The sequence below is a fragment of the Burkholderia pyrrocinia genome, from assembly GCF_001028665.1.
In the GTDB taxonomy this organism is placed as follows: Bacteria; Pseudomonadota; Gammaproteobacteria; order Burkholderiales; family Burkholderiaceae; genus Burkholderia; species Burkholderia pyrrocinia.
Genome location: NZ_CP011504.1, coordinates 2,417,215 through 2,441,315 on the forward strand (window position 1 = coordinate 2,417,215; position 24,101 = coordinate 2,441,315).

The 24,101-nt window shown below is 62.5% G+C and carries 18 protein-coding genes and 1 pseudogene; 12 read left to right on the forward strand and 7 right to left on the reverse strand.

Annotated features, from left to right (window positions below; all coding sequences use genetic code 11):
- Window positions 1-139 precede the first annotated feature (139 nt).
- From ABD05_RS26935 to ABD05_RS26945, 3 genes are all read left to right on the forward strand, one after another.
- The gene (locus ABD05_RS26935) at window positions 140-1,000 is read left to right on the forward strand and encodes a peptidoglycan DD-metalloendopeptidase family protein (protein WP_047903013.1); all 861 of its coding nucleotides are present in this window, start codon (window positions 140-142) and stop codon (window positions 998-1,000) included.
- Between the two features lie 210 nt (window positions 1,001-1,210).
- Window positions 1,211-2,110, forward strand: coding sequence for a class A beta-lactamase (gene bla / locus ABD05_RS26940; RefSeq protein WP_047903014.1), 900 nt, complete (start codon window positions 1,211-1,213; stop codon window positions 2,108-2,110).
- 97 nt (window positions 2,111-2,207) lie between these two features.
- Window positions 2,208-3,080: a LysR substrate-binding domain-containing protein gene (locus ABD05_RS26945; RefSeq protein WP_047903015.1), complete on the forward strand. Its 873-nt coding sequence runs from the start codon at window positions 2,208-2,210 to the stop codon at window positions 3,078-3,080.
- 46 nt (window positions 3,081-3,126) lie between these two features.
- On the opposite strand, the gene ABD05_RS26950 is transcribed toward ABD05_RS26945, so the two are convergent.
- The 6 genes from ABD05_RS26950 to ABD05_RS26975 form a co-directional block, all read right to left on the reverse strand.
- The gene (locus tag ABD05_RS26950) at window positions 3,127-3,462 is read right to left on the reverse strand and encodes a hypothetical protein (RefSeq protein WP_047903016.1); all 336 of its coding nucleotides are present in this window, start codon (window positions 3,460-3,462) and stop codon (window positions 3,127-3,129) included.
- A 364-nt stretch (window positions 3,463-3,826) separates the two neighbouring features.
- On the reverse strand, window positions 3,827-4,081 hold the full coding sequence (locus tag ABD05_RS26955; protein WP_047903017.1) for a GlsB/YeaQ/YmgE family stress response membrane protein: 255 nt from the start codon (window positions 4,079-4,081) through the stop codon (window positions 3,827-3,829).
- Between the two features lie 129 nt (window positions 4,082-4,210).
- On the reverse strand, window positions 4,211-4,987 hold the full coding sequence (locus ABD05_RS26960; RefSeq protein ID WP_047903018.1) for an ABC transporter ATP-binding protein: 777 nt from the start codon (window positions 4,985-4,987) through the stop codon (window positions 4,211-4,213).
- Window positions 4,984-5,898 (reverse strand): ABC transporter ATP-binding protein, encoded by a 915-nt coding sequence (locus tag ABD05_RS26965; RefSeq protein ID WP_047903019.1) that lies wholly within the window; start codon window positions 5,896-5,898, stop codon window positions 4,984-4,986. The genes ABD05_RS26960 and ABD05_RS26965 overlap by 4 nt, the downstream gene beginning before the upstream one ends.
- A gap of 1 nt (window position 5,899) precedes the next feature.
- Complete coding sequence (gene nikC / locus ABD05_RS26970) at window positions 5,900-6,814, reverse strand: nickel transporter permease (protein WP_047903020.1); 915 nt, start codon at window positions 6,812-6,814, stop codon at window positions 5,900-5,902.
- 66 nt (window positions 6,815-6,880) lie between these two features.
- Window positions 6,881-7,951, reverse strand: coding sequence for an ABC transporter permease (locus tag ABD05_RS26975; RefSeq protein WP_047903021.1), 1,071 nt, complete (start codon window positions 7,949-7,951; stop codon window positions 6,881-6,883).
- Between the two features lie 493 nt (window positions 7,952-8,444).
- Between ABD05_RS26975 and ABD05_RS26980 the strand changes: the two genes are divergently transcribed.
- The 9 genes and pseudogenes from ABD05_RS26980 to tssJ all read left to right on the forward strand — a co-directional run bounded on the left by ABD05_RS26980 (window position 8,445) and on the right by tssJ (window position 22,198).
- Entirely contained in the window at window positions 8,445-10,817 is a 2,373-nt protein-coding gene (locus ABD05_RS26980; protein WP_047903022.1) for a type VI secretion system Vgr family protein, read from the forward strand.
- A gap of 73 nt (window positions 10,818-10,890) precedes the next feature.
- Entirely contained in the window at window positions 10,891-13,257 is a 2,367-nt protein-coding gene (locus ABD05_RS26985) for a M23 family metallopeptidase (protein ID WP_238594133.1), read from the forward strand.
- Complete coding sequence (locus ABD05_RS37945; RefSeq protein ID WP_148669145.1) at window positions 13,254-13,724, forward strand: hypothetical protein; 471 nt, start codon at window positions 13,254-13,256, stop codon at window positions 13,722-13,724. Before ABD05_RS26985 ends, ABD05_RS37945 begins: the two co-directional genes overlap by 4 nt.
- 672 nt (window positions 13,725-14,396) lie before the next feature.
- On the forward strand, window positions 14,397-14,690 hold the full coding sequence (locus tag ABD05_RS37950; RefSeq protein ID WP_148669146.1) for a hypothetical protein: 294 nt from the start codon (window positions 14,397-14,399) through the stop codon (window positions 14,688-14,690).
- A gap of 39 nt (window positions 14,691-14,729) precedes the next feature.
- On the forward strand, window positions 14,730-14,990 hold the full coding sequence (locus ABD05_RS26990; protein ID WP_047903024.1) for a PAAR domain-containing protein: 261 nt from the start codon (window positions 14,730-14,732) through the stop codon (window positions 14,988-14,990).
- Between the two features lie 104 nt (window positions 14,991-15,094).
- Complete coding sequence (locus ABD05_RS26995) at window positions 15,095-16,267, forward strand: hypothetical protein (protein ID WP_238594134.1); 1,173 nt, start codon at window positions 15,095-15,097, stop codon at window positions 16,265-16,267.
- The gene (locus ABD05_RS27000; RefSeq protein WP_047903026.1) at window positions 16,248-19,826 is read left to right on the forward strand and encodes an ImcF-related family protein; all 3,579 of its coding nucleotides are present in this window, start codon (window positions 16,248-16,250) and stop codon (window positions 19,824-19,826) included. Before ABD05_RS26995 ends, ABD05_RS27000 begins: the two co-directional genes overlap by 20 nt.
- On the forward strand, window positions 19,823-21,685 hold the full coding sequence (gene tssF / locus ABD05_RS27005; RefSeq protein WP_053059981.1) for a type VI secretion system baseplate subunit TssF: 1,863 nt from the start codon (window positions 19,823-19,825) through the stop codon (window positions 21,683-21,685). The genes ABD05_RS27000 and tssF overlap by 4 nt, the downstream gene beginning before the upstream one ends.
- A gap of 65 nt (window positions 21,686-21,750) precedes the next feature.
- Window positions 21,751-22,198: pseudogene (gene tssJ / locus ABD05_RS27010) on the forward strand (type VI secretion system lipoprotein TssJ).
- 242 nt (window positions 22,199-22,440) lie between these two features.
- Here the strand turns inward: tssJ and ABD05_RS27015 are convergent.
- Complete coding sequence (locus tag ABD05_RS27015) at window positions 22,441-24,042, reverse strand: ABC transporter substrate-binding protein (protein ID WP_047903028.1); 1,602 nt, start codon at window positions 24,040-24,042, stop codon at window positions 22,441-22,443.
- Window positions 24,043-24,101: the final 59 nt, after the last annotated feature.

The following is a 24,101-nucleotide window of genomic DNA, read 5'->3' on the forward strand; positions in this document are numbered from 1 at the left end:
TCGGGCCGTATTACCGGTAGCGAATGCCGGCCGGCGTCCGGTTCGTGATCGTTTGTCATCATTGTTTGCATCCGGTTACACGTCGGCCGTTCCGTTTTTGAGATGCTTGAAAGATTGTCAAACCGGAGTCGGATCGTCCATGGAAACGCACGAGATTCACCACAAGGCGGCATGGCTGTCGGGCCTGGCCGCCGTGCTCGTCATGGCCGGTTGTGCAAGCACGCAGTCCGTCCCGCCGAGCGACACGCTGGCGGGGCAGTCGTCGCCGTCGAGCCAGCCCGCCGCTGCGCCGTCGGCCGCCACACCGCCGCCGGCGCCGATTTTCGTCGCGCGCAAGTACGTCGTGAAGCGCGGCGACACGCTGACGGGCATCGCGTCCGCGAACGACTGCAGCGTTGCCGACCTGCGCACCTGGAACAAGCTGGGCGCGAACCGCAGGCTGCGCATGGGGCAGGTGCTGCGCATCGTCAGGCAGCAGCCGCTGCCGCCGTCGGGCGCGGCCGGCACGCAGGCTGCCGCGCCGGCCGGCGCGAGCGATGCGGCGGCGGGTAATCAGGCAACGGCACAGGCCACGGCATCGACGGCGAGCGACCGTCAGGTCGTCAAGGAAACGAAGCGGCATGCGGGCGGCGTCGCGCTCAAGTGGCCCGCAAACGGCAAGATCGTCGAGGGGTTCAGGCCGGGCCAGAACCGCGGCATCCAGATCGCCGGCCGGCCGGGCGACCCGGTTCGCGCGGCGGCCGACGGCCGCGTGATGTATGCGGGCACCGGCCTGAACGATTACGGCAGCCTGATCATCGTCCAGCACAACGCGGATTTCCTGACCGCGTATGCGCACAATCGCAAGCTGCTCGTGAAGACGGGCGACATCGTGCGCCAGGGCGACGCGATCGCCGAGATGGGCGACCTCGACAACTCGCGCGTCGCGCTGCTGTTCGAGGTGAGGCGCGACGGCAAGCCGGTGAATCCGATGCCGTACCTGCCTTCGTCGCAAGGGTGAAGCGGGGCCGTTCCGCTGGAACGCGACGGCGGTCGCTGCTAGGCTAGGGGCTGTTTGCGAGTCCCGCGCTCCGCGCGGGGCCGACGGGCGTCTTTCGGGGATGCGCGGCGAATGCCGTCGCGGGCCGGCCGTCGGCGTGAACGGGCGCGCATCGCCGATGTGCGCCCGTATTGCTTCGTGCCATCGTTTCCGACAGAACACACCTCATCCATGGAACACTCTCCGACACGTCGCTCGCTGTTGCTTGCCGCCGTTGCAGCACCGTTCGTCGCCGCGTGCACGTCCGCGCCGGTCGCAGACCAGGGGCGCGCCCACGCCGCGCAGGCCGAACTCGCCGCGCTCGAGAAGGCGTCGAACGGCCGGCTCGGCATCGCCGCGCTCGATACGTCGAACGGCGTGCGCATCGCCCACCACGCGCGCGAGCGCTTCCCGCTGTGCGGCACGTATGCGGTCGTCGCGGCCGCCGCGATACTTGCACGCGGCTCGCTCGACGCGTCGCTGCTGCCGCGCCGCATCCTGTACCGCCGCTATGAAGTCGTGTCGGGCTCGCCGATCACGGAAAGCCACGTCGACACGGGCATGACGATCGCGCAGCTTTGCGAGGCGATGCTGCAGTCGGGCGACAAGGGCGCGGGCAACCTGCTGATGAGCGTGCTCGGCGGCCCGCAGGCCGTCACGTCGTTCGCGCACGGGAGCGGCGACACGACGTTCCGCCTCGATCGCTGGGAACCCGAGCTGAACCAGGCCGCGCCGGGCGACGAACGCGACACGTCGACGCCGGTCGCGATGGTCGACGCGCTGCAGCGTCTGCTGCTCGGCGACACGCTGCACGAACCGCAGCGCACGCAACTGACGGAATGGATGGTCGGCGGCGCGCGTGGCGCGACCGGCATCGCGGCGGGCGTGCCGCCCGGCTGGCGCGTCGCGGACAAGGCCGGCACCGGCGGTTACGGCACGACGACCGACGTCGCGGTGCTGTGGCCGCCGTCGCGCGCGCCGATCGTGATGGCCGTGTCGTTCACGCAGCCGCAGGCCGACGCGGCGGCACGCGCGGACGTCGTCGCATCGGCGGCGCGCATCGCGGCGGGCGCGCTCACCGCGACGGCCTGAGCGTCGCGCGCCTCGCGCAAAGCCGGCGTTTGGCTTATCGTGTCGGTCAGCGCGCGCCGGCGTCGGCGTGCGGACCCTCCGTTTCCTCTGCCTTTTCATGCGCCGACTTCCGCCCCTGCACGCGCTGCAGATCTTCTCGACGGTGGCTCGCCACCGCAGCTTCACGCGCGCGGCCGAGCAGCTGTGCATCACGCAGGGCGCGGTGAGCCGGCAGATCCAGACGCTCGAGGCGCATTACGGCTTTCCGCTGTTCAAGCGCCATGCGAAGGGCCTCACGCTGACGGCGGAGGGCGAGCAACTGCTGCCGGTGGTCAACGAGAGCTTCGCACGGATCGAGGACATCTCGATGAAGCTCACGCGGCAGCGCACCGATCTCGCGCTGAAGGTGCCGACCTGCGTGATGCGCTGGATGCTGCCGCGCATCATGCGCTTCCAGGGCGAGCATCCGGATCTCCATGTGCAGATCACGACCGCGTGGCAGCACGTCGTCGATTTCTCGACCGAGCCGTTCGACGCGGCGGTCGTCTACGGCACGTCGCCCGGCGCGGGCGTATTCGCGCTGCCGCTGTTCGACGAACGGCTGACGCCTGTGTGCGCACCCGAGTTGCGGCAGGCGTCGCCGCTCGACGCGGTCGGCGATCTCGCGCGCCATACGCTGCTGCATCCGACACGCGACCATCGCGACTGGCGTGCATGGCTCGATCATGCGGGCGAGCGCAACGTCGATCCCGCGCGCGGGCCGACGTTCGACACGCTCGATCTCGCGACGAACGCGGCGATGCAGGGCTTCGGCGTCGCGATCGGCGACGTGACGCTCGTCGACGACGACGTCAGCGCGCGCCGGCTCGAACGGCCGTTCGACATCGTGCTCGAGACGGGCGCACGCTACTTCTTCGTCTATCCCGAGAATATCGGCAACCAGCAGAAGATCCGCGCGTTCAGCGACTGGATCGCACGCCATCGGGACTGACGTGCGGCCGCGACGGACCCGCCGCTCGCCGCGCGGCCGGCCGGTGTTACTGGTATGTCACGACGGCGATCATCGGCGCCAGATTGTTGCCCGGACGGTTCGGTAAAACGATTGCGCGCGAGGCCTGAGTAAAGGTCGTGGTCTTGACGGCCTGCATGCTGGCCGCGTCGACGAACGCGATCTGGCCGGTCGCCGGGCGCGGGCAGTCGGCGCGCACGCGGGCATGCGCGGCGTCGGCCGTATCGAGTGCGAACGAGCAGGGCGGCTCGACGATCATGCCGGAAAAGTGAATGATGCCGGACGCGCCGGCGGCAAAGGACGAGGACGTGGCCAGAAGCGAGGCAGCCAGGGCGAACGAGGCGGCGAACAGGCGATGCTTCATGACAGGCTCCAGAGAGGAAGCGCGTCGCAGCGGGGCCGCTCGGGTGGCAGTCCGTCAACGCTGCGGTGCTGAGTGCGTAAACGGCAATTCCATCGGATCTCTTGAATGAAAATACGGAAAGGACGGGAATAAGCAAACGGCGCCGTATCCCTTCAAACAATTTATCTCAAATTTGAGCGGCCGCAAGTTCGGGTATTGCCGGTGCGGTAAACCAGATGGACGGTCGCCGGCGGACGCCGGTTGTTGCGGGTGAATCGTTGCGGAGTCAACGAGTTGGCAATGCCGCGAATCGTCGGTCGCCACAAGAAAACGGCCGCTCGTGACCACGAGCGGCCGTTTTGCGTGGTGCGGTGTGGCGATGCGATCAGGCCATGCGCTTGCGCACTGCGCCGACGACGATCAGCAGCACGATCGCGCCGATGATCGATGCGATCCAGCCCGCACCCTGGCCCGGTGCATACCAGCCGGCGGCGCGGCCGACGTAGCCGGCGACCAGCGAGCCGACGATGCCGAGCACGGCCGTCATCAGGATGCCCATCTTGTCGTCGCCGGGCTTGAGCGCGCGGGCGAGGAGGCCGACGATGAGCCCGACGACCAGGGTTTCGATGAATTGCAGCATGAACGCCTCCCTATTGCTGTTGAGCTGTTGACGAAAGCAAATTGACCCGTGCGGTGCACAAGGGTTCCATGCGGCGGCAAGCCGGCGCGTGGCGTGCCGAGTATCGCATGCCGGTGCGTCGCGGAGATGTCAGGCGGCCGGCGCGCCCGCGACCGGGTCGAGACGGCGGTAGCCTTCGGTCGCCTGCAGCAGCGTGCGCGTGTAGTCGCGCGCGACCTGCCCGGCGCGTACGTCCTCGACCCGCAGCTGCTCGACGATCTCGCCATGCTGCATCACGGCGACGCGCTGGCACAGGAAGCCGATCACCGCGAGGTTGTGGCTGACGAGGATCATCGTCAGGTTGCGTTCGCGATGCAGGCGGCGCAGCAGGTTCAGGATCTCGGCCTGCACCGATACGTCGAGCGCGGACGTCGGCTCGTCGAGCAGCAGCACGCGCGGTTCGACGATCAGCGCGCGCGCGATCGCGACGCGCTGCCGCTGGCCGCCCGACAACTGGTGCGGATAGCGGAAGCGGAACGTGGGGCCGAGGCCGACTTCGGCGAGCGCGCGGGCGATCCGCGCATCGGCGTCCCCGATCGCGTGGATCGACAGCGGCTCGCGCAGCGTCTGGTCGACCGTGAAACGCGGATGCAGCGATGCGTACGGATCCTGGAACACCATCTGCACGTGGCGGCGGAACGCACGGTCGGGCGTGCCGCCGACCGGCCGGCCGTCGATCGACAGGCTGCCGGACGCGAGCGGCACGAGGCCCGTCAGCGCGCGCAGCAGCGTCGACTTGCCGGAGCCCGATTCGCCGACGAGCCCGAACACCTCGCCGTCGCGCACCGCGAAGCTCACGTCGCGCACGGCGTCGACGTGACCCGTGCGGGTCGGGAAACGGATCGATGCGTGATCGACGTCGATCATCGTGCGGCCTCCTGGCGATCAGCGGATGTGGACGCATGCGGCGCGGGATCGAGCCAGGCCGGATCGCGCCGCAGCACGGGCAGTTCGTCCGGCGGGTTCGCGAGCGGCGGGTTCGCCGCGAGCAGCCCGCGCGTGTACGGATGCGTCGCGTCGCGCAGGTCGCGCGCGGCGCAGGTCTCGACCACGCGGCCCGCATACATCACCGCGACGCGATCGCAGAACGACATCACGAGCGGCAGATCGTGGCTGATGAACATCAGGCCCGTGCCGTGCCGCGCGATCATCGCGTCGAGCACCGCCAGCACCTGCATCGAGACCGCGACGTCGAGCGCGGACGTCGGTTCGTCGGCGATCAGCAGGCGCGGGCCGGTCGACACCATCATCGCGATCATCACGCGCTGGCCCATGCCGCCCGACAACTCGTGCGGATACGCATCGGCGACGCGCGCCGGGTCGCGGATCTGCACGGCCGCGAGTGCGTCGACGATCCGTTCGCGCAGCGCGCGGCCGCGCAGCCCGGGCTCGTGCAGCCGGAACGCTTCGCCCATCTGCTTCGCGACCGTCATCACCGGGTTCAGCGAATACTTCGGGTCCTGCAGGATCATGCCCATCTGGCTGCCGCACAGCCGCCGGCGTTCGCGCGGCGACATCGCGAGCAGGTCGTGGCCGCCGAAGCGCATCGTGCGCGCCGACCAGCGCGCGGCGTCGGGCAGCAGGCCGAGCAGTGCGCGGCCCGTCAGCGACTTGCCGGAGCCCGATTCGCCGACGATGCCGAGCCGTTCGCCGGGCGCGAGCGTCAGCGACAGGTCGCGCACGGCATCGGACACGACGCCGTCGTGCCCGCGAAAGCCGATCTTCAGCCCGTCGATCTCGCAGAGCGGCGCGGGCGCGGTGGCGGTATTCGTCGGCATGTCACGCTCCATGGCGGGGATCGAAGACGTCGCGCAGCCCGTCGCCGAGCAGGTTGAACGCGAGGCTCACGAGCAGGATCGCGATGCCGGGCAGCGTCGCGACCCACCATGCGTCGAGCAGCACGTTGCGGCCCGATGCGACCATGAAGCCCCACTCGGGGCTCGGCGGCTGCGCGCCGAGGCCGAGGAAGCCGAGGCCCGCGACGGTCAGGATGATGCCGGCCATGTCGAGCGTCGCGCGCACGATCACCGACGACATGCACAGCGGCACGATGTAGCGCAGCAGGATGCGCGGGCCCGACGCGCCTTGCAATCGTGCGGCGTGGATGTAGTCGGCCTGCGCGATGCGGATCGTCTCCGCGCGCGCGAGCCGCGCATACGCGGGCCATGCAGTGATCGAGATCGCGACGACCGCGTTGATCACGCCGGGCCCGAGCGCGGCCGCGAATGCGAGCGCGAGCACGATCTTCGGGAACGCGAGCGCGACGTCGGTGATGCGCATCAGCACGCTGTCGACGAAGCCGCCGCAATAACCGGCCGTCGTGCCGATCAGCAGGCCGATCGGCACGACGATCACGACGACGAGCAGCGCGATGCCGAGCGTGAGGCGCGAGCCGTCGATCAGCCGCGAGAGGATGTCGCGGCCGAGCTGGTCGGTGCCGAACCAGTGCGATGGCGAGCCGGGCGGCAGCAGGCGGTCGGACAGCACCTGGCGCAGCGGATCGTGCGGCATGATCAGCGGGCCGACGATCGCGACGACGATCAGCGCGACGAGGATCGCGAGCCCGAACAGGTTGAGCGGATTCGTGGCGAAACGGCGCCAGCGTCGATACGCGAGGCCGAGCGCGGCCTGCGAGCGCGATGCGGGTGCATCGGAAAGCAGCCACGCGCGCAGAGTGAGGCGCTCGGCGTTCATGATTGGACGACCTTCGGCATGGGCGATGAAAGAAGCAGGGGGGAAACGGTCATGTCGAAACGGCCCTCAGCGCGCACGCGGATCGAACACGCGGTACAGCGCGTCGGTCAGCAGGTTGACGGTGATGAACATCGCGCCGATCACGAGCGTCGCGCCGAGCACCGCGTTCATGTCGGCGTTCAGCAGCGCGCCGGTCAGGTACGAGCCGAGCCCCGGCCACGCGAACACGATCTCGGTCAGCACCGAGCCTTCGAGCAGGTTGCTGTACGTGAGCGCGATCACGGTCAAGAGCGGCACCGCGATGTTGCCGAACGCATGCCGCCAGATCACGCGACGCTCGGACAAGCCCTTCGCGCGCGCGGTGACGATGTATTCCTGGCTCAGCTGGTCGAGCATGAACGAGCGCGTCATGCGGCTGAGATACGCGACCGAGTAGTAACCGAGGATCGCGGCCGGCAGCGCGATGTGCGACACCGCGTTGCGGAACACATCCCACTCGCCCGCGAGCGCCGCGTCGATCAGCAGGCTGCCCGTGCGCGGGTCGACCATCCCGTCGTACACGGGATCGAGCCGGCCGGGCCCGCCGACCCAGTGCAGCCGCGCGTAGAACAGCAGCAGCCCCATCAGCCCGAGCCAGAACACCGGCACGGAATTGCCGATCAGCCCGACGAAGCGAGCGATGTGATCGATCGGCCGGTTGTGCTTCACGGCGGCCGCGACGCCGAGCGGCACGCCGATCGCGATGCCGATCAGCGTCGCGATCGTCGCCAGTTCGAGCGTGGCCGGGAACACGCGCTTGATGTCGTCGAGCACGGGGTTCGCGGTCAGCAGCGACATGCCGAGATTGCCGTGCAGCACGTCGCGCGCGTAGATCAGGAATTGCGTGACGAGCGGCTTGTCGAGCCCGAGCGCGATGCGTTCGGCCGCGTACGCCTCGGCCGATGCGCGATCGCCTAGGATCGCGAGCACGGGATCGATCGGCACCTTGCGGCCGATCACGAACGTCAGCGCAAGCAGCCCCGCGAACGTGACGGTGAGCGTGAGCGCCCAGCGCAGCACGCGCAGTGCCCAGCGCACGGCCGGGCGCCGCGCGGGCAGCGTGCGCAGTGCTTCGAGGGAGGAGGCGGGAGTCGACATGGAGTGAATCTTATCGCTTCTTCATGACGCAGCGCCACACAACATCCACATATTCGAAGCACGCGGGTGTTCGCAATGCAACTCGCATCTGAACCGGATCAGCCGATGCCACCCGAAGCGGAAAACAAATCCTGCGCAAATTCAGCCAGCGGATTTTGGTAGCCGCATGAGAAGGATCATCTTGCTCGTGTCTGCACGAAGATCGCATGCGCTGAAGCCGGCGTACCGATATCTGCATTGGTTTCTCTATAGCGATGCACCACCCGGATATCACGAAGACTACATATTAATCATAGTTGGCCGATCCATTAGATCATTGATGTTGTGCACACCCGGAAATCAAATTTTCACTTTATTTAACGATGTTGATATGGAATCCAGATGCTTTGCGTTGGAAATTGAATTTTTCATATTGTCGCCTCTGCGCTTCTACGCTAAAAGTTGCTGGTACAACGATATTGCATCGTTTCGCTCAACAGGATAGGGATGACGTATGAATACTGTGACGAAAACCCTTTTGGATGCACTGCGCCATCCGAGCGCATGCCTTAGCCAGCATCTGGGATTATGGATCGGCACGCTCGACCTCGGGCTCGACGTGCTCGACTTCAAGGTTCGTGCGGGGTTCTGCAAGGACTACAAGGTCGATGTCACAGTCACCTCGCCACATCTCGATATCGATGGCAAGCGGTGCGTCGGGCGGCGTGCGGGCTTGCAGATTGACGAGCGGGTGGCCGTCCCCTCCGTGAACTACGTCGATCCCGTCGACCATGCCGCGGCTACCTTCAATGGCGTCGTCACGCGCTGGAAGCGCATCCGCACGAGCCGCGACGAGGCGGCCTACCAGTTGCGCATCGAGCCCAGGTTTGCCGCACTGCTCAAGCGCGTGCATGGCTCGCGAGTATTCCGCGACAAGAGCTTGCAGGAGATCATCGCCGAGCTGGTTGTCGACCGGCAGAACTTCGACGCGTTCGATATCGAATTCAACTTGGAAGGAGCGCAGGAGAAGCTTGAGCAGGTGGTCATGTACGAGGAGTCTGTCTGGAACTTCATCGCACGTCATTGCCGCCGAAAAGGCATTTTCTGGTTTTACAAACAGGGACGCGGCAAGCAGGGCCAGCTCGACACGGTCGTATTTGCGGATAATCCGCGCGCCTATGTGCGTTCGATCGAAGTGCCGCTGATGCCGGATTCCGGCCTCACGGGAAACTGGCACGAGGCGGCGCTTTCACTGAATGGCGAACGCACGCTGGTGCCAGCCACGATCGAGGTATGGGAGCGCAACTATCGTACGCCGGAAGATCCTCTACGAGCGACGGCGACCGTCTCCAGCGAGGACGGCGACCGCTCGGTGTTCGGCCGGATCAACCGCAGCGCGGAATTTCACCTGACGCTGCGAGAGGGCGAGGCTCTCGCGCAAACGCGGCGCGACGAGCAGATCGCCCGTCAGGTCACCCTGTCCGGCACCAGCAACGTGAAGGGCCTCATGCCGGGTGTGGTGGTGAAACTCAGCAATACGAAGATGCCCGGCGCCGAGTACGGGTTCGTGATCACTTCGATGGAGATGAAGGGCAGCCGTACCAAGCCGACGCACAACAGCTTCAAGGCGATGCCCGGACATTGCGCTTACCGGCCGAAATTCGACTACGAAAAGCATTGGCGTTTTCTGGAAGGGCCCGTCGCCGGCGTTGTAACGACGTTTGACAGCGCACCCTATGCGTGCCTCGACGAGCATGGGCGCTATCCCGTCCTCCCCAAGTTCCTGCAGGGATCGGACAGCGCCGACAAGCAATTGCTGAATCTGCGCCTTGTGCGTCCGTCGTCGTCGTATCAAGGTGGTTTCCATTCACCGTTGCTGCCGCAGACGGAGGTTCTGCTGCAGGGGGAACACAACGACGTCGATCGCTTGCATATATCGGGCGCGCTGCACGACTATTCGCACCTGGACCTGGTGCATGGCGCGCAGGCGATGTTCAGCTACGCGATCTGGCGCTCGCCGCTGCGCGGCGCGGAGATCGTGTTCAACGACCTGCAAGAGAAGGAAAGCGCGCGCATCGCCACGGTCTACGGCCAGTCGGCGATGAATTTCGGTTATCTGCTCGACAGCAAGAAATTGAAGCGCGGAGAGGGGATCGACATCACGACTCGCGCGTGGGGCACGATGCGCGCCGAGAAGGGGCTGTATTTTTCCGCGGACTCGGCGGGTGGCGCTGACACGCCGCACCTCGACATGTCAGCCGCCATCCAGTTGCTGAAGGCCGCACTGCAGCGCGTAACGGAACTGGCCGATGCCTCGCGGCAAGCGAAGGCCGAACCGGCCGACCGGGCCACGCAGGCGGCGCTGTTGGACGGGCTGGACCAGCTTCGTGACGCGGGGCTGCTTGCGAGCGCTCCCGGCGGTATGGCGTTCGTGACGCCGAAATCGGCCCAGCACTCGGCGGGCGGAAACGTGATCGTCACGGCGGGCAATCACATGGACATTAGCATCACCAAACGGCTACGGATGGTGGCGGGCGAGTTGATCTCGTTGTGTGCGCACAAGCTCGGCATCAATCTGACCGCCGCGAAGGGGAAATTCACGGCGGCGGCCCTGACGGACGGGATGGACCTGTTCGCGCAGAAACAGTTGCGTGTCGCGAGCGAGAGTGCGGACGTCCAGGTGGCCGCAAAGTCGAAAATCGCGCTCAACAGCGGCGGTGCGTCGCTGGTCATCGAAAACGGCAGCATGACGTTCCACTGTCCCGGCGCATTCGTTATCAAGGCGGCGTCGTTCACCTTCGAAGGGCCGGACAAGGTTGCAGCGCCGTTGCCGGTCCTGCCGAAAAGCGGTCTGAAAATTTCCGACCAGTACTCGTCGTCTCATTGAAGTCATGATCATCAGCCCTCCGTTTCTGCCTGCATCTGGCCTGACGTCTAACGATGCGTCGAAGTCGGACCCCATGATGGACGCGGTCGATCAGTTCGAGATCGGCCATCACGGGGTCTACCCGGTTGCTTTCGACCGGCGTTTTCACGGTGGTATTCATTTGGCGCCAAACGAGCAGCACGAACCCGTGCGCGCGATTGCCGACGGTGATGTGGTGGCCTATCGGGTTTGCAAGAACGCCCTGTCCGATGGCAGGATCGATTCGACGACCGGGCAGCCGGAACTGAACTCGAATGCCGGCTTCGTCCTGCTCAGGCACACGACCGACACGGGTGACGGGCGCACGATCACGTATTACTCGCTCTACATGCACCTGCTGGATATGACCGAGCAGGAGGATATCGTGCCCCAACCGAACGATCCGGCAGCGATCGGATCGGCGAACGCCCTGCCCAAATGGCTGCTCGACACGGCAGAAGGCAAGGATGGCGTGGTTCAGCCGGGCGGCACGAAAAAGGTGTACCGCAAGGACATGCTTGGTTATGTCGGTCGGCATCAGAGCGTGCGGCATCTGCACTTTGAAATCTTCATGGCAGACGATGATTTCACGGCCTGGTTCGATCAGGACGGCCACAAGGTTCAGCTAGGTGAAAAGAACCTCGTTCAGCCTACGTCGAGTGACTATTGGGGGCATACGTATTTTGTCATTCCTGGCCCGCAGGATTTCGTGGCTCAGCCGGCAGGTATGAGTGAGGCCTGGTTTCCCCGACTGCCGGGCGGTTCAATTGGTGAAAACGACACACTTTATGTCGAAGCCTGGTTCAACAAGGGGCGGCGCTATACGCAGGCGTGGATCGACCGCGGCAACAGTGGAGACGTTACCCTGCTTACGTCTGCTCCCGTCGCTGACCCGTACGACAATGACAGAAAGCAGTACGAGTACGACCTGTATCAGCGTTCGATGGCACTCTATTCTGAATGCCCGAGCGATGGCTACGAGATGCTTCGGTTTGGGCGCATTCTCTCGGACAATCCAACGCTATCGGGTGCGGCTTGTGATACTTGGGTCGCGGTGCCAGTCGACGAGAACGGGAATCAGGGATATATCAACATCGCGTCAGATTCGATCATCAAGCTGTCCGACGCGGATTTTCCGTTCTTCACGGATTGGCAAAAGATCGATGAGGACAGTACGCCATTCAATCACGATGGACTCTGCGGGTACGATGAGCTTTGTCGTCTGACTGGCGTCGCGGATCCGCAAGCCACGTCCGGCATGATCTCGCCGCTCGAATACGACAGGAACAACGACGATAGTGCCAACCTGCTGCTCGCAGGCTATGTACGGAACGCGGAGGGCGCGCGCGAAAAGCTTAGGGGATTGGTGTGCAAGGCGCGCAGCGAGTGGGACCCGTCTGACAACGATGAGCGGTATCAGGGATTGCGTGACCCGGATGGCTTCTTCGGTAAACAGAAAGATACCAACCCGGATGGGTACAACAAGTTCATTGAATTCTTGAGCAAATTTCAGTTTCTGGACAAGACGCAGCTTGCCGGGCAGAAGCTTTGGTTTTTTCATCCGCTGGCGTTTATTCGGCATTTTAGAAAGTGTGGGTGGTTGTCCGCAGCCGAAATTGCACAATGTATCCCCCGTAAGATGCTTTCGCTTCACGGCACGCAATTTGAGAGTAGAAGCCGTCCCTGGCGGGACGCATTTCAGCAGGGAGTGGCTTGGAAGGCCGATCTCAATGTGGCGATGCGTAAATATCGTATCAATTCGACGAGAGAAAGAGTGACCCATTTTCTCGCTCAATTGATGGAGGAGTCTGGGTGGCTTGAGGCTGTCCGAGAGTATTACGGAGAGCGTAAATCATACAGTCCGTACTATGGACGTGGTCTGATTCAACTCACGCACATGTCGAATTACGTTAAGTACGGTGAGTTTAGGAAATTTCCAATCGATCCGGCTGTTCCTGTGAAATACGCAAGCCTTAAATGGAATCCGGACGTTCTGCTTGCGGATACAAATTCTGTTTTTAATCGGCATAATTGTGCTGATAGTGCGGCGTTGTATTGGACGTGTAGAGCTATGACGGCCATAGGGGTTAATGCCATAAAAACTACCGACACTGGTGGGCTGAAGGTTGAAGTGGCAATTCAGGCATCAAAATCTACTAACGGAAATGTCGCAAATCAAAATTTAAATGGCCTTGAGCATCGGTTGCAGTCATTTGTGTATATTAAGTATATTTTTCTTGATTTGATCGAGGAGGGCGCTTCTGAGCAGCTTTCCTTTGTGTGGCGGAGGAATTCGGCACTGGAGCCGGTGCTCGATGCAAGTGGTCAGCCGGTGCTGAACCCGCGTACGCGTGTTCCGAAGAAGCAATATTTTCCGACTACTCACAATATTCAAGTGTCATTGGAGAAGCAGCGGCCATGAAAAAGGTTTTCGTTTTTGCTGCGTTACTTTTGTTCTCTGGGTTAGTGCGTGCTTGCGGCTCGGACGCTCAGCGTGAGAGCATGGCTAAGAGACTATATGAAGACGCTGATATGCAGAAATTCGTCTGCGGGAGTGATTCGTGCTCAATGCAAGATTTCGAGCGGGGATTGCAATTTCATCAGTATGATGAGTCGTTTATTGGAAGGGTTTTGTCGGTATGTTTGGTCGAGCCGGTCTTTAGTGCTGCTAATTCCTATACTGGTGTATTTGTGAAAAGATTGGATGAATTTGAATTTCAATTTATCTCGTATGGAACTGGTGTTAAGGTGGGGGTTAATAAAAATGGGGTTCCAGAGGCTTTGGAGTACAGTGTTAGCGACCCTGGTAATCTTGATTATTCTATAAATCAATATTTATGGAATGGAATGGTTTTTATTTTTATTAAAAATATTCCGCTGCGCAACTAATTTATTTCATGAAGGATGTGTTGTTGGGTTTTGAGTGAATGAGGTATGGGGTAACGCAAAATTGTATTAATTGCCATTTGGTGCGAGTTGACAAGATATATTGCCGTAGTATGAATTTTCGGAGCGCGTCGGCTGCTGCGAACCTTCCTGGTGAAGTAGGCCGTCCCGATAAACCATTTAATGGTTACATCGCTCGGTGCGTGGCATTCGCACAAGCGCTAGCGGTGCTGGTGGAAGTCAAATTTTCAGACGCATCAGGGGCTTCCTCACTGGGGTTTCTTGAGGGACGCGCTCCGCAGAGAGATTGAGCATGCGTGACAAATTGAGTGCAATTTTGATTGGGATCATTTTTGTAATCGTCCCATTTATATCGTGTGCGACAGGCAGAGCTTTTTCAGGTGCTAAATCATCGAAGCTTGTAGTCGACATGGGAGGGCAATGTGTCATCAGCATCAAAAAGGTTATTTGCAAGGTTACCTGGCTAGCGGGATGCCATTGAATGCGTCTTACTGGACGAAAAAACACCCGTTAAAACGTCGTTGTCGAAGTTTGGTGTTAATTTTGTGTGTGCCAGTTTGATCGGGCAATCGAAAGAGGAGGTCGCACGCCAATATGGTGCTATCTACGACGGACATGGAGAAAGGTGGATCCCTTATTTCGAGAGCAAAAGAGATGCAAAGCTTCTGGGCACATTTGCAAAATGTGTACAGCCTGGAAGCAGTCAATGGGAGCGGATTCTATTTGATCCAGGATGATCGGGGTGGTGATCCAGCGCAGCGCGAGCGCTACCTGTCATTCTGTATTTTTCACGAAACCATGGCCGTATGTGGTGGTGAACCCGTAATGAACCTTAGTGATCCGAATGGCGATCTGCTCCCGTACGTTCTTGAAATCCTTCGCAGCGTCGAATTCGTTGACACCTCAGGATCCAAACCAGTGGCTGCAAGTGTCCGTGCCGCGCAGTGAACCGATGCCACTCCACGATTTGCAGAAGGAAGAAAATTAATGCAATCTCCCATTCGCAAAGGCGACAAACTCGAAAACGGTGGCGAAGTCACCAGCGGCTCCCCATGGACTGTATTCATGGGTAGGCAGCTTGCCCGCAAGGGCGATGACGCAATTTGCGACCAGCACGGACCGACCACCATTGACGAAGGCTACGAGCGGTTTCCCGATCGCGACGGCAAGTTCGTCGCCATGCATCATTACCGCTGTGCCTGCGGGTGCCGGCTGATTTCGTCGCTACAGAACGTCAGTATTGCCTAATGCCGGTCGACCTTTCTCCTGCCGGGCATCCCAGCACGTACCCCCGCCGGATGCGTTTCTGGCCGTGGGCATGTACGTGGTTCGTTTGCAACGTATTCGGTCCGGTGATCGTGTTGCTTGTGTGGCCGAAAGGCGAAGCAGCAAGCGGCCTCAAATTCTGGAGCTGGATTGTTGGCGCGCCGAACGGACTATTTCTGCTGCTGCTCGGCTTTGGCCGCGCTGGCTACGAAGTGCTGTGGTATCACGCGTACTGGCGCAACCATCATCGTGATCGCTGGCTCGCGGAGAAAATTAGATTCGCGCAGCGCCCGTTCTACGTGCTTGGCGCCGGCTATTGCTTGCCGCTGGCGGGCAAATCATTGTCCGACGTTTTGGATGCGAAAAAGCCGATCCTGAAGATTCAGGCTCCTCGGCACGGCTCAGGCAAGGTTTTATGCAATCGCTTTGCGGACAACGATCCGTTACTGGCTGCCGTATTCGCGACGAATGAAGAGGGCGACCAGACAGGTGATCCACCAGTACCAGTACGGATCATGCCCGCCGTTCAAATGATTCGTTTGGCGCTTGAACCGCTGATCGAGAGTATTCGGGCACTGACCCGATACAAAGCGACCTATTGGCCCCAAGTCCGAGTATTGGCCGAACCGAAAGTGGCGAACCTGCGTCTCGCCCAGGTTCGCGACGCGATGCGTCTGGCAGGACTTCCGCCGCTGGCGGTTCAGGTAGCGGCGGCTGCCGACGGATTGCTAGTGGCCGATGCGTGGCTTGATGCACACGAACGCCGTCCGCTTCTCGTCATTGCGGCAGCGTGGTACGAGGATTGCATTGACGAAGGCTTCGCCGAGGGATGTGCCGCCGTACTGATTGATGCCGGCTATTTCAGGCTTCCGTCGGAAGTCAGCCGGAAAGCGAAGCTGTGCCGGCCCATCACAGGCGATGCCGCTGAACCCGAATACGGTTTCGCCGATGCGGCAATCTGTGGCGAGACTGATGCTGCGATGGTGAAGAGAGCGTGGATCACCCGTCCGATTGAAAAGTTCGATGAGGCTTTGCGTGCTGCCGGATTTCTGGCTGCCGCAAAAGATACCGCGCAGTGCCGACTGGATCGCATTATCGGCGACGCCTGCGCGGGCAATAGCTTGTTGGCGATTGCCGCTGCCATCGAAGCTCGTGCCGATGACGGAGCGCAACTTGTCGTCGATGGTTTGCAGTCGGCCGTCCTCTATGTCATATCCGAAGCTCAAACGGTTTCCGCGCATGTCGATATCCAAAAATAACCTGCAGCACATGGGGCGCCAAGTTGCTGCCGACAAGACGGCTCCGAGCCGCGCGACGATCTGGGGCTTGCCCCTCGGCGCCTTGGTTCTTGCCATCTTGGCGATTTGGCTGGTCTGGTTTTATGGTGATCATCTCGGCATTGCAGATGGCACACCTCGCACGCTGGTATTGATCTGTATTCCGGTGTTACTGGTCGCTGTTGTGGTCGCTCATCTGTTTTCGATCTCGACGGGCGCCTATGCGAACGCTGCCCGATTGTTTCGTCTTGAAACGGGTGAGAAGAGGGCAACATCCACGACGCCGAAGCCGCTCAAGCGTGACGCCCGGCTGTACCGTCTCTGCGAAGAGCTACGCGTCGAGCACGGCTGGTTCTGGCGCCGCCGCCTGAGTTGGCTGCTGGTGAACGGCACGGATGAGAGGATCGATCAGGTCGCTCCCGGCCTCAAGCAGGCGGGCGTCATGCACGTGGACGAAATGGTGCTGGTACATGCGTCGCCGGACGGGATTGAGTCCGTGAAGTGGCTTGGGCAGATCCGGCAATTGCGCCGTCGCTGTCCGATCGATGGCTTGGTACAGGTGGCTCGCGCAAACGATTCCGATGCCGATCTGCCTCGCACGCTCTCGGCGATTGCCATCGCTTTGGGCTGGGCTGCTCCGATCACCTTTCTACATCCGGTCGAGGCTAAAGGCGGCAATCCACCCGAACGGTTCGATCCGGTTGGGACATTCGTGCCGAACGGTTCGCGCAAGGAGACGCACGCCGCCAGAACCGTGCTGCTGGACAGATTGTGTAGTCTCGAATACACGACTGCGGACGCTGGCGTACGCATGGGCGGCCAGCCGCACTGGCTTGCCTGGTTGCTGGAGATCTCGGCGTATATCGGCGACCAACGCGCGCGGATGATCGAAGGCTGGCAAGCGCTCGCCGCATCGAAGTGGCTGCGCGCGCCGCTGACGGGGATCATGTTCGTGCCAGTCTTTTCAGGCGCATCCGCCACCCCGGTGCCGATCCCTGAGGTCGATGAAGCGCAAGACCCGTCCGTTCCGGCGATGCCGGTGGAAGCGGTCACGCGCGAACAGCCGGTCGCGCTGCTGCCGGTCTGGCGGGAGATCGCCGCTGGTGTGCGTCGTTATCGGGGCCGCCGCACGGAGTTTTACTGGCCGAACGTGCTGGTGGCGTGCGCGTTGCTCGGGGCGATCGCGTGGACTGTGATGCTCGTGATGTCTGGCATCGGCAACCGGGTGCTGATTCGCGTTGCGCAAACGGCGGCCGACGTGGCGCTGGCCGCTCCGCTTGGCACACCGCAGGCGTTGCGCGCTCAACTCGCGCTGCAGAAGCAGATTACCCTGCTCGAATACCGCCAGCAGCATGGGGTGCCGTGGTATCTGCGCGCGGGCCTGTCGCGCAACGATGAACTGCTCGACGCGCTGTGGTCGCCGTACCAGACGATCGCCGCACGCAATTTGCGGCAACCGGTCGCGCAGGCGCTGGAAGGCCAGCTTGCCCAGCTCTCGCAGGTTCGCGACGACGAACAGCAGAGTCGCGACGCGCAGGCGCACGCGTATAACCGCCTCAAGGCCTATCTGATGCTGGCCGACCCGTCCCGCACCGACGCGCCTTTCCTCAAGACCCAACTGCTCGATGTATGGCCCGCGCCCGCCGGCATGCGCGCTGGAGAATGGCTCGACACCGCTCAGCAACTGGCGGGGTTTTGGGCTGCACACCTCGAGGCACACCCGGCCTGGCGGATCAACGCATCGATGCTGCTTGTCACGCAGATGCGCTCGACGCTCGTCAACCAGATCGGGCTGGCTGGCAGCGACGACGTGCTATATCAGCACATCCTCGATGCGGCACGCGGCAAGTATGCAGACGCGACGCTGACGACGCTACTCGCCGGTGCGGACGCAAATGGTCTTTATGCGACCGCGCGGACGGTGTCGGGCATCTATACCCGTGCTGCGTGGGACGGCGTGATCGCAGCGGCAATCGACAAGGCGTCGAGCGCACGTCGTGTGAGCGGCGATTGGGTGCTGGCCAGTGCGCAGCCGACGCAGACCATCGGAAACGGGCCTTCAGCGGGCGCCATCAAGACGGCAGCGGCAATTGATGAGAAGCGCGCAGCCGAGGAACTGAAGCAACGCCTGACGGCGCGCTATTTCGCCGAGTACACGGCTGCGTGGCAGCACATGCTCAACAGCATCCAGTGGCAACCGGCATCGAATCTGAATGGCGCCATCGAGCAGTTGTCCCGACTCGCGGATGCGCAGACCTCGCCGCTGATCGCGTTGATGAAGGGGGTACAAGATCAGGCGCAGGCGGGGCGCCCGTCGCAAGCGCTGACCGACACGTTGGTGCGGAAGGCGCAAAGCCTGGTGAGCAGCGACGAACAGATGGGCACGCCGGCTGTCAATCCACTTGACAAGCCATTCGACCCGCTGCTTGCGCTGATGGGTGACGTCGGCACTGCTGCCCTGGCAGGTGGAAATGGCAAGGGAAACGCGCCCGCCAACGTCGCGCTGAGTGGCGTGAGCCTGTCGCGCTATCTGACGGCCGTGACGACGATGCGCCTGAAGCTGCAGCAGGTCGCGGGCAGCGCGGACGCGCAGACGATGGCCCGCTCGCTTGCGCAGGCGGTTTTTCAGGGCAAGCTGTCGGAGCTATCTCAGGCCCGCGACGATGCAGCGCTCACGGCCGCGAGCCTCGGCGCCGCATGGTCGGGCTTCGGCAATGCCGCATTCGCTCAACCGCTCGAGGGGGCGTGGCAGACTATCCTGCATCCGGCCGCAGCGAGCCTGAACGAGGCATGGCGCGCGAGTATCGTTGCGCCATTCAACACGACTATGAATGGCCGGTATCCGTTCTTCGACACCAACACTGATGCGTCATTTGCCGAACTCGGGCGCTATGTACGGCCTGACACAGGCCTGATCGCGCGCTTCGTCTCGACGCAACTGGCTGGCGTGTTGAAGTTGGAGGGCGATCACTGGGTGCCGAATGAATTGGCGCCGCGGGCGCTGCAGTTCGATCCGAAGTTCCTCTCCGGCTTGCGCCAGTTGTCGACCGTGGGGACGCAGTTGTATCTGCAGGGCGATGCGGGCGAGCGCTTCGAGATGATGGCGTTGCCGACACCGAACGTGACGCGCTCGGAATTGTCGGTGGACGGCAAGCAGATCGTCTACTTCAACCAACAGGAAAGCTGGACGCCGCTCGCGTGGCCCGGCAACGGCCTGAACGGGCACGCGGGATTGACGTGGCATACGGTCGATGCGGGGTTGCGGCAGGCATTCGATGCGACGGGCGACTGGGCATTCCTGCGTTTGTTGGGCAACGCCGACGTGAAGCCGCTCGACAGCACTCGCTATCAGCTCACGTGGAACGCGCCTAACGACGAGCCGCTGCGCTATGTATTGCGCACGCAAGTCGGCGCCGGGCCGCTGGATCTGCTCAAGCTGCGGGGCTTCAGAATGCCCGAGCGGATCTTCGTCGTCGGCAAGGCCGGCGTCATGCCGGCATTTCCGTCCACGCCACCTTTGCCGCCGGAGATGCAACCATGAATGCCCCGTGGGAACGATCCCCCCATGAGAACGGGAATCCGTTCCTCAAATATTTCGATGCGGAAATGCGTTATCTGCGTGCGGCGGCCGATAAATTTGCCCAAGCTCATCCCGAAGCCGCGCGCCGCCTCGGCATGTGCTACGGTGAAGCGGATGAGCGTGTTCGCGCAACCTTCGAAGGGTTCGCGCTGCTCGCGGGACGCCTGCGCATGAAGCTCGACGACGGCATGCCCGAAATCACCGAGCCGCTGATCGACAACCTGTACGAACATGCGGCACGACCGATTCCGTCGCTGTCGATCATCGAGTGCACACCTGTGAGTGGTGCTACCTTGACAGGCGCGCAGATCCCCGCAGGGGCAGTGGTGCGCTCGGTGCCCATTGGTCCTGACCAGGTGCGATGTCTCTACCGGACGACGCAAGCGGTTCAGTTGCTGCCGCTCTCGGTGGAGGATGCTGGTGCCGCGATACGCGCCGACGGGCGAACGGTCATCCGTCTTACATTCAGGCTCAGGCTCGCCGAGCAGCGAGAGCGCGTGGATTTATCGCGTATTCGCCTATACCTGTACGGCGACCGACCTGCCGCCGCCGCACTGTACGCGGCATTGACGCATCAAGTCGCACTGATCGGCCTGCGCCTGCCGTCGGTGCGCAACGGCGAACTGCAGCCGCTCGATGAAGTGCGCTTTGAAGCAGCAGGCTTTGGACCGTCGACGCGGCTTTGGCCGGTCGCCGATCCCGACCGTGATCGGGGCCTTGATCGCGAGCAGACGCTGTTGGAGTATTTCGCGTTCCCACAGAAATTCCACTTCGTCGATCTGTGCGGCTTCGATGTGACCATGCTGCAGGCGGGTGAATCGCAGATGACCTTCGAGATCGAACTGGACGGACGGGTGCCCGGCGATCATCCGGTCGGCCGCGAGAATTTTCGCCTGTTCTGCACGCCCGTGATCAACCTGTTCGAGGTGGATGCGCTGCCGCTGCAGCCTGCGGACTGGCATGACCGGGAGCATAGCATCCGCGTGCCGCCCGACGTAGCCGGTCATGTCGAACCGTATGACGTGCTTACGGTGACCGCCTCCGATCCGGAAGACAGCGCGCGCCATGCGTACCGCGCGTTCACGACCTTCCGGCATCGCGGCTGGATGCTGCGCTACGAGAACCCCGAACGATATTTCCATACTGCGACCCGATTCGGCGCAACGGGGCTGGAACTCTGGGTAACGCTGTCGGGCCAGCAGTGGAGTCAGCGCAACTGGGATGACGATGCCGTGGAGGAAGGGCCGGTCGAACTGGATCGGTATCTGACGGTGCGTGCGCTTGCGAATAACGGACGCTTGCCGCGCCTTGCGCTTACCAAGGCAACGATTACCGAGACGGTATCGGGTTTTACCGGCATCGCATCGGTGCGCAACCTGACAGCGCCGACCCTGCCGCTTTATCCGCCGCGCCACCGTCCCGAGTACGACTTGCGCGTACTCGGGCACTTTACGGCCGGCGGGGCAAACGAGTTGATCGCGATACGAGCGGGCGGTGCGCCGGCGCTGCGCGCAGTGCTGATGCTCTACGACTGGTCGGACGACGATGGGATGACGCGGCGCATCAACGCGATCGAGGGCGTGCAGCTTGTCGAGTATCAGGAATTGGAGCGAGCGTATATACATCGCGAAATCCGCATGCATGTCCGGCTCGATGCGAAGGCATTCGACGGGCCGGGCGACGCAGCGCTTTTTGGCGAGGTGTTGAGCCGGTTTGTGGGCCACTACGCGAGCTTCCACTATTCGATGCGGCTGGTGCTGAACATGGACGGCAGGGAAATCCTCTATCCACGCATGGAACACGAAGGGGCGCCTTTCTGATGGCAGCATGGATCATGCGATGCACTGTAGCGGTCGGCCTCGCACTGGCCGTTTCCGCGTGCGGGATGTGGCAGTCGGTGAAAGACACGACGGTGGATGTGATACGGGCAGTATTCGCCGCGAAAGTGAAGCATATGAATCTGGCGGTCGAGAGCCGCGCGACCCTCAATCAGAACGGTCAGGGACAGTCGTTACCGGTCGTGATAAGGATTTTCCAGTTGAAGGATGTAAAAGCCTTCGCGAAGGCGCTACGCTAAGTTGCTCGACGGCGGCCGCGCGTTATTGAAGGCCGATCTCCTCGGCAACCTGGAAGTGTCACTCGCGCCGGGCGCGACGACCAAGCTATCGGCGCCGATGCCGGACGACGCGCAATTCGTCGGGGTGGTTGGATTCTTTCGGGATCAGGATGGGGCCGAGTGGCAGTTGGTCATTCCGAAGTCGCAATGGAAGAAGACCGATCCGGTAAGGCTCGTCGTGAACGGAAACCGGCTTGAACTGGATGCGCGCCACTGAACCGTATGACCGATATCACGAAGAGCGAACGGCCCGCGCGGCTGATCATCGGGGACATGCCGGCGATCGCCGCCAGTCGCGGTAGATACTTGACTGGCGGCGCGTTGTCGACACGAAGACGCATCTTGAATGGGAATGCGCACGGTGCCTCCGATGGCGTGATAGGCAGTCGCACGTTGCAATTTGAGAGATCCCAACAGGCAGCGGGCCACTGTTCGTCCCGACGTACTTCCCTGCAACGCTTACATCTTCTTCAGGTTACGGTACGACACGAGATCGTTGATCGGCCCGACTTCGAGCCCGCTCACGCCGGGCCGCGTCGCCACCTGTGCGACTTTCTCGAACATGATCACGAACGGCGAGGGCGCGAGCACGTCCTTCTGCATCGCCTGATACGACTGCGCGCGTTTCGCGGCGGTCGGTTCGGCGAGCGCGGTGTCGGTTTCCTTCGTGAGCTGCGGGATGTCCCAGCTGTTGCGCCAGGCCAGCATTTTATAGCTCGACTTGTCGGAGTTGTCCGGATTCCACGCGAAGCCTTGCGCGTTGCTGTGCGGGTCGATGTAGTCGGCCGACCATTCGCCGATGTAGATGTCGTGCTGGCGCGCGCGGTATTTCGCGAGCGTCTGCTTGTTGTCGCCGGGGATCAGCTGCACCTTGATGCCCGCCTGCGCGAAGTTCGCCTGCACGGCCTGCGCGATCTCCGTGTACGGATAGTCGTTGCGCACGTCCATCGTCACCGAAAAGCCGGTGGGCACGCCGGCCTTCGCGAGCAGCGCCTTCGCCTTCGCGACGTCGAGCTTGAACGGGTTCGCGTTCAGCGTGCCGAGGAAGCCTTCGGGCAGGAAGGTCTGGTGCACCTTGTAGGTCGTCTTCACGACATTGCTTTGGATGCCGGCATAGTCGACGAGCCACTTCAGCGCTTCCTGCACGTCGGGTTTCGCGAGCGTCGGGTTCTTCGTGTTAAGGCCGAGATACAGCAGCGTCGCCTGCGGCGATGCCGACACCTTCGCCTTGCCGGATTTCACGACGGAAGCGAGATCGTCGGGGCTCAGGTCGCGTGCGGCATCGACGTCGCCGTTTTCCAGCAACAGGCGCTGGCTTGCGGCTTCGGGCACGTGGCGCAGCACGATGCGCTTCATCGCGAGCGGCAGCCGGTAGCCGTCGAAGCGCTGCAGCACGATGCTGTCGCCGGCCGTCCACTTGACCAGCTTGTACGCGCCGGAGCCGGCCTCGTTGGTCTTCAGCCACGCATTGCCGAAGTCGCTGCCCTGCTGGTGCGACAGCAGCAGCTTCTTGTCCAGCACCGACGCGGGCCACGAGCCGAGCACGTTCAGCACGAAGGTCGGCGCATATTTGCGGTCGGTCGTGACCGATATCGTCTGGTCGTCGAGCTTCTTCACGTTCGCCGCGACGTTCGCCTTCGTGAGGCCGATGCCGGTCAGCACGGCGGCCGGCCCCTTGTCGAGCAGTACCGCGCGCTGGATCGACCACGCGACGTCGTCGGCCGTCAGCGGGTTGCCCGAATGGAACTTGAGGCCGGGGCGCAGCTTGAACGTATAGGTCAGCCCGTCGGTGCTCACCGTCCACGATTGCGCGACATCGCCGTTGAATTTCGACGGATCGCGCAGGTCGACGCGCACGAGCCGGTCGTACGTGTTCGCGACGTATTCCTCCGGCACCAGCTCGTAGATCTCGCCCGGATCGAGCGTCGTGAATTCGTCGAGCAGCGTGGCCATCACGAACAGGTCCTTCGGTGTTTCCGCGCGCGCGGCGGAAAGGGGAACGGCGGCGAGAACGGACGCGGCGGCCAGCGCCGCGACGAGCCGGGATGTCAGGGGTTTCATGTGCGCTCCATCGTGAGGTGAACGTGCAATGGGTGAACGTAAAACGGCAGCGGGACATG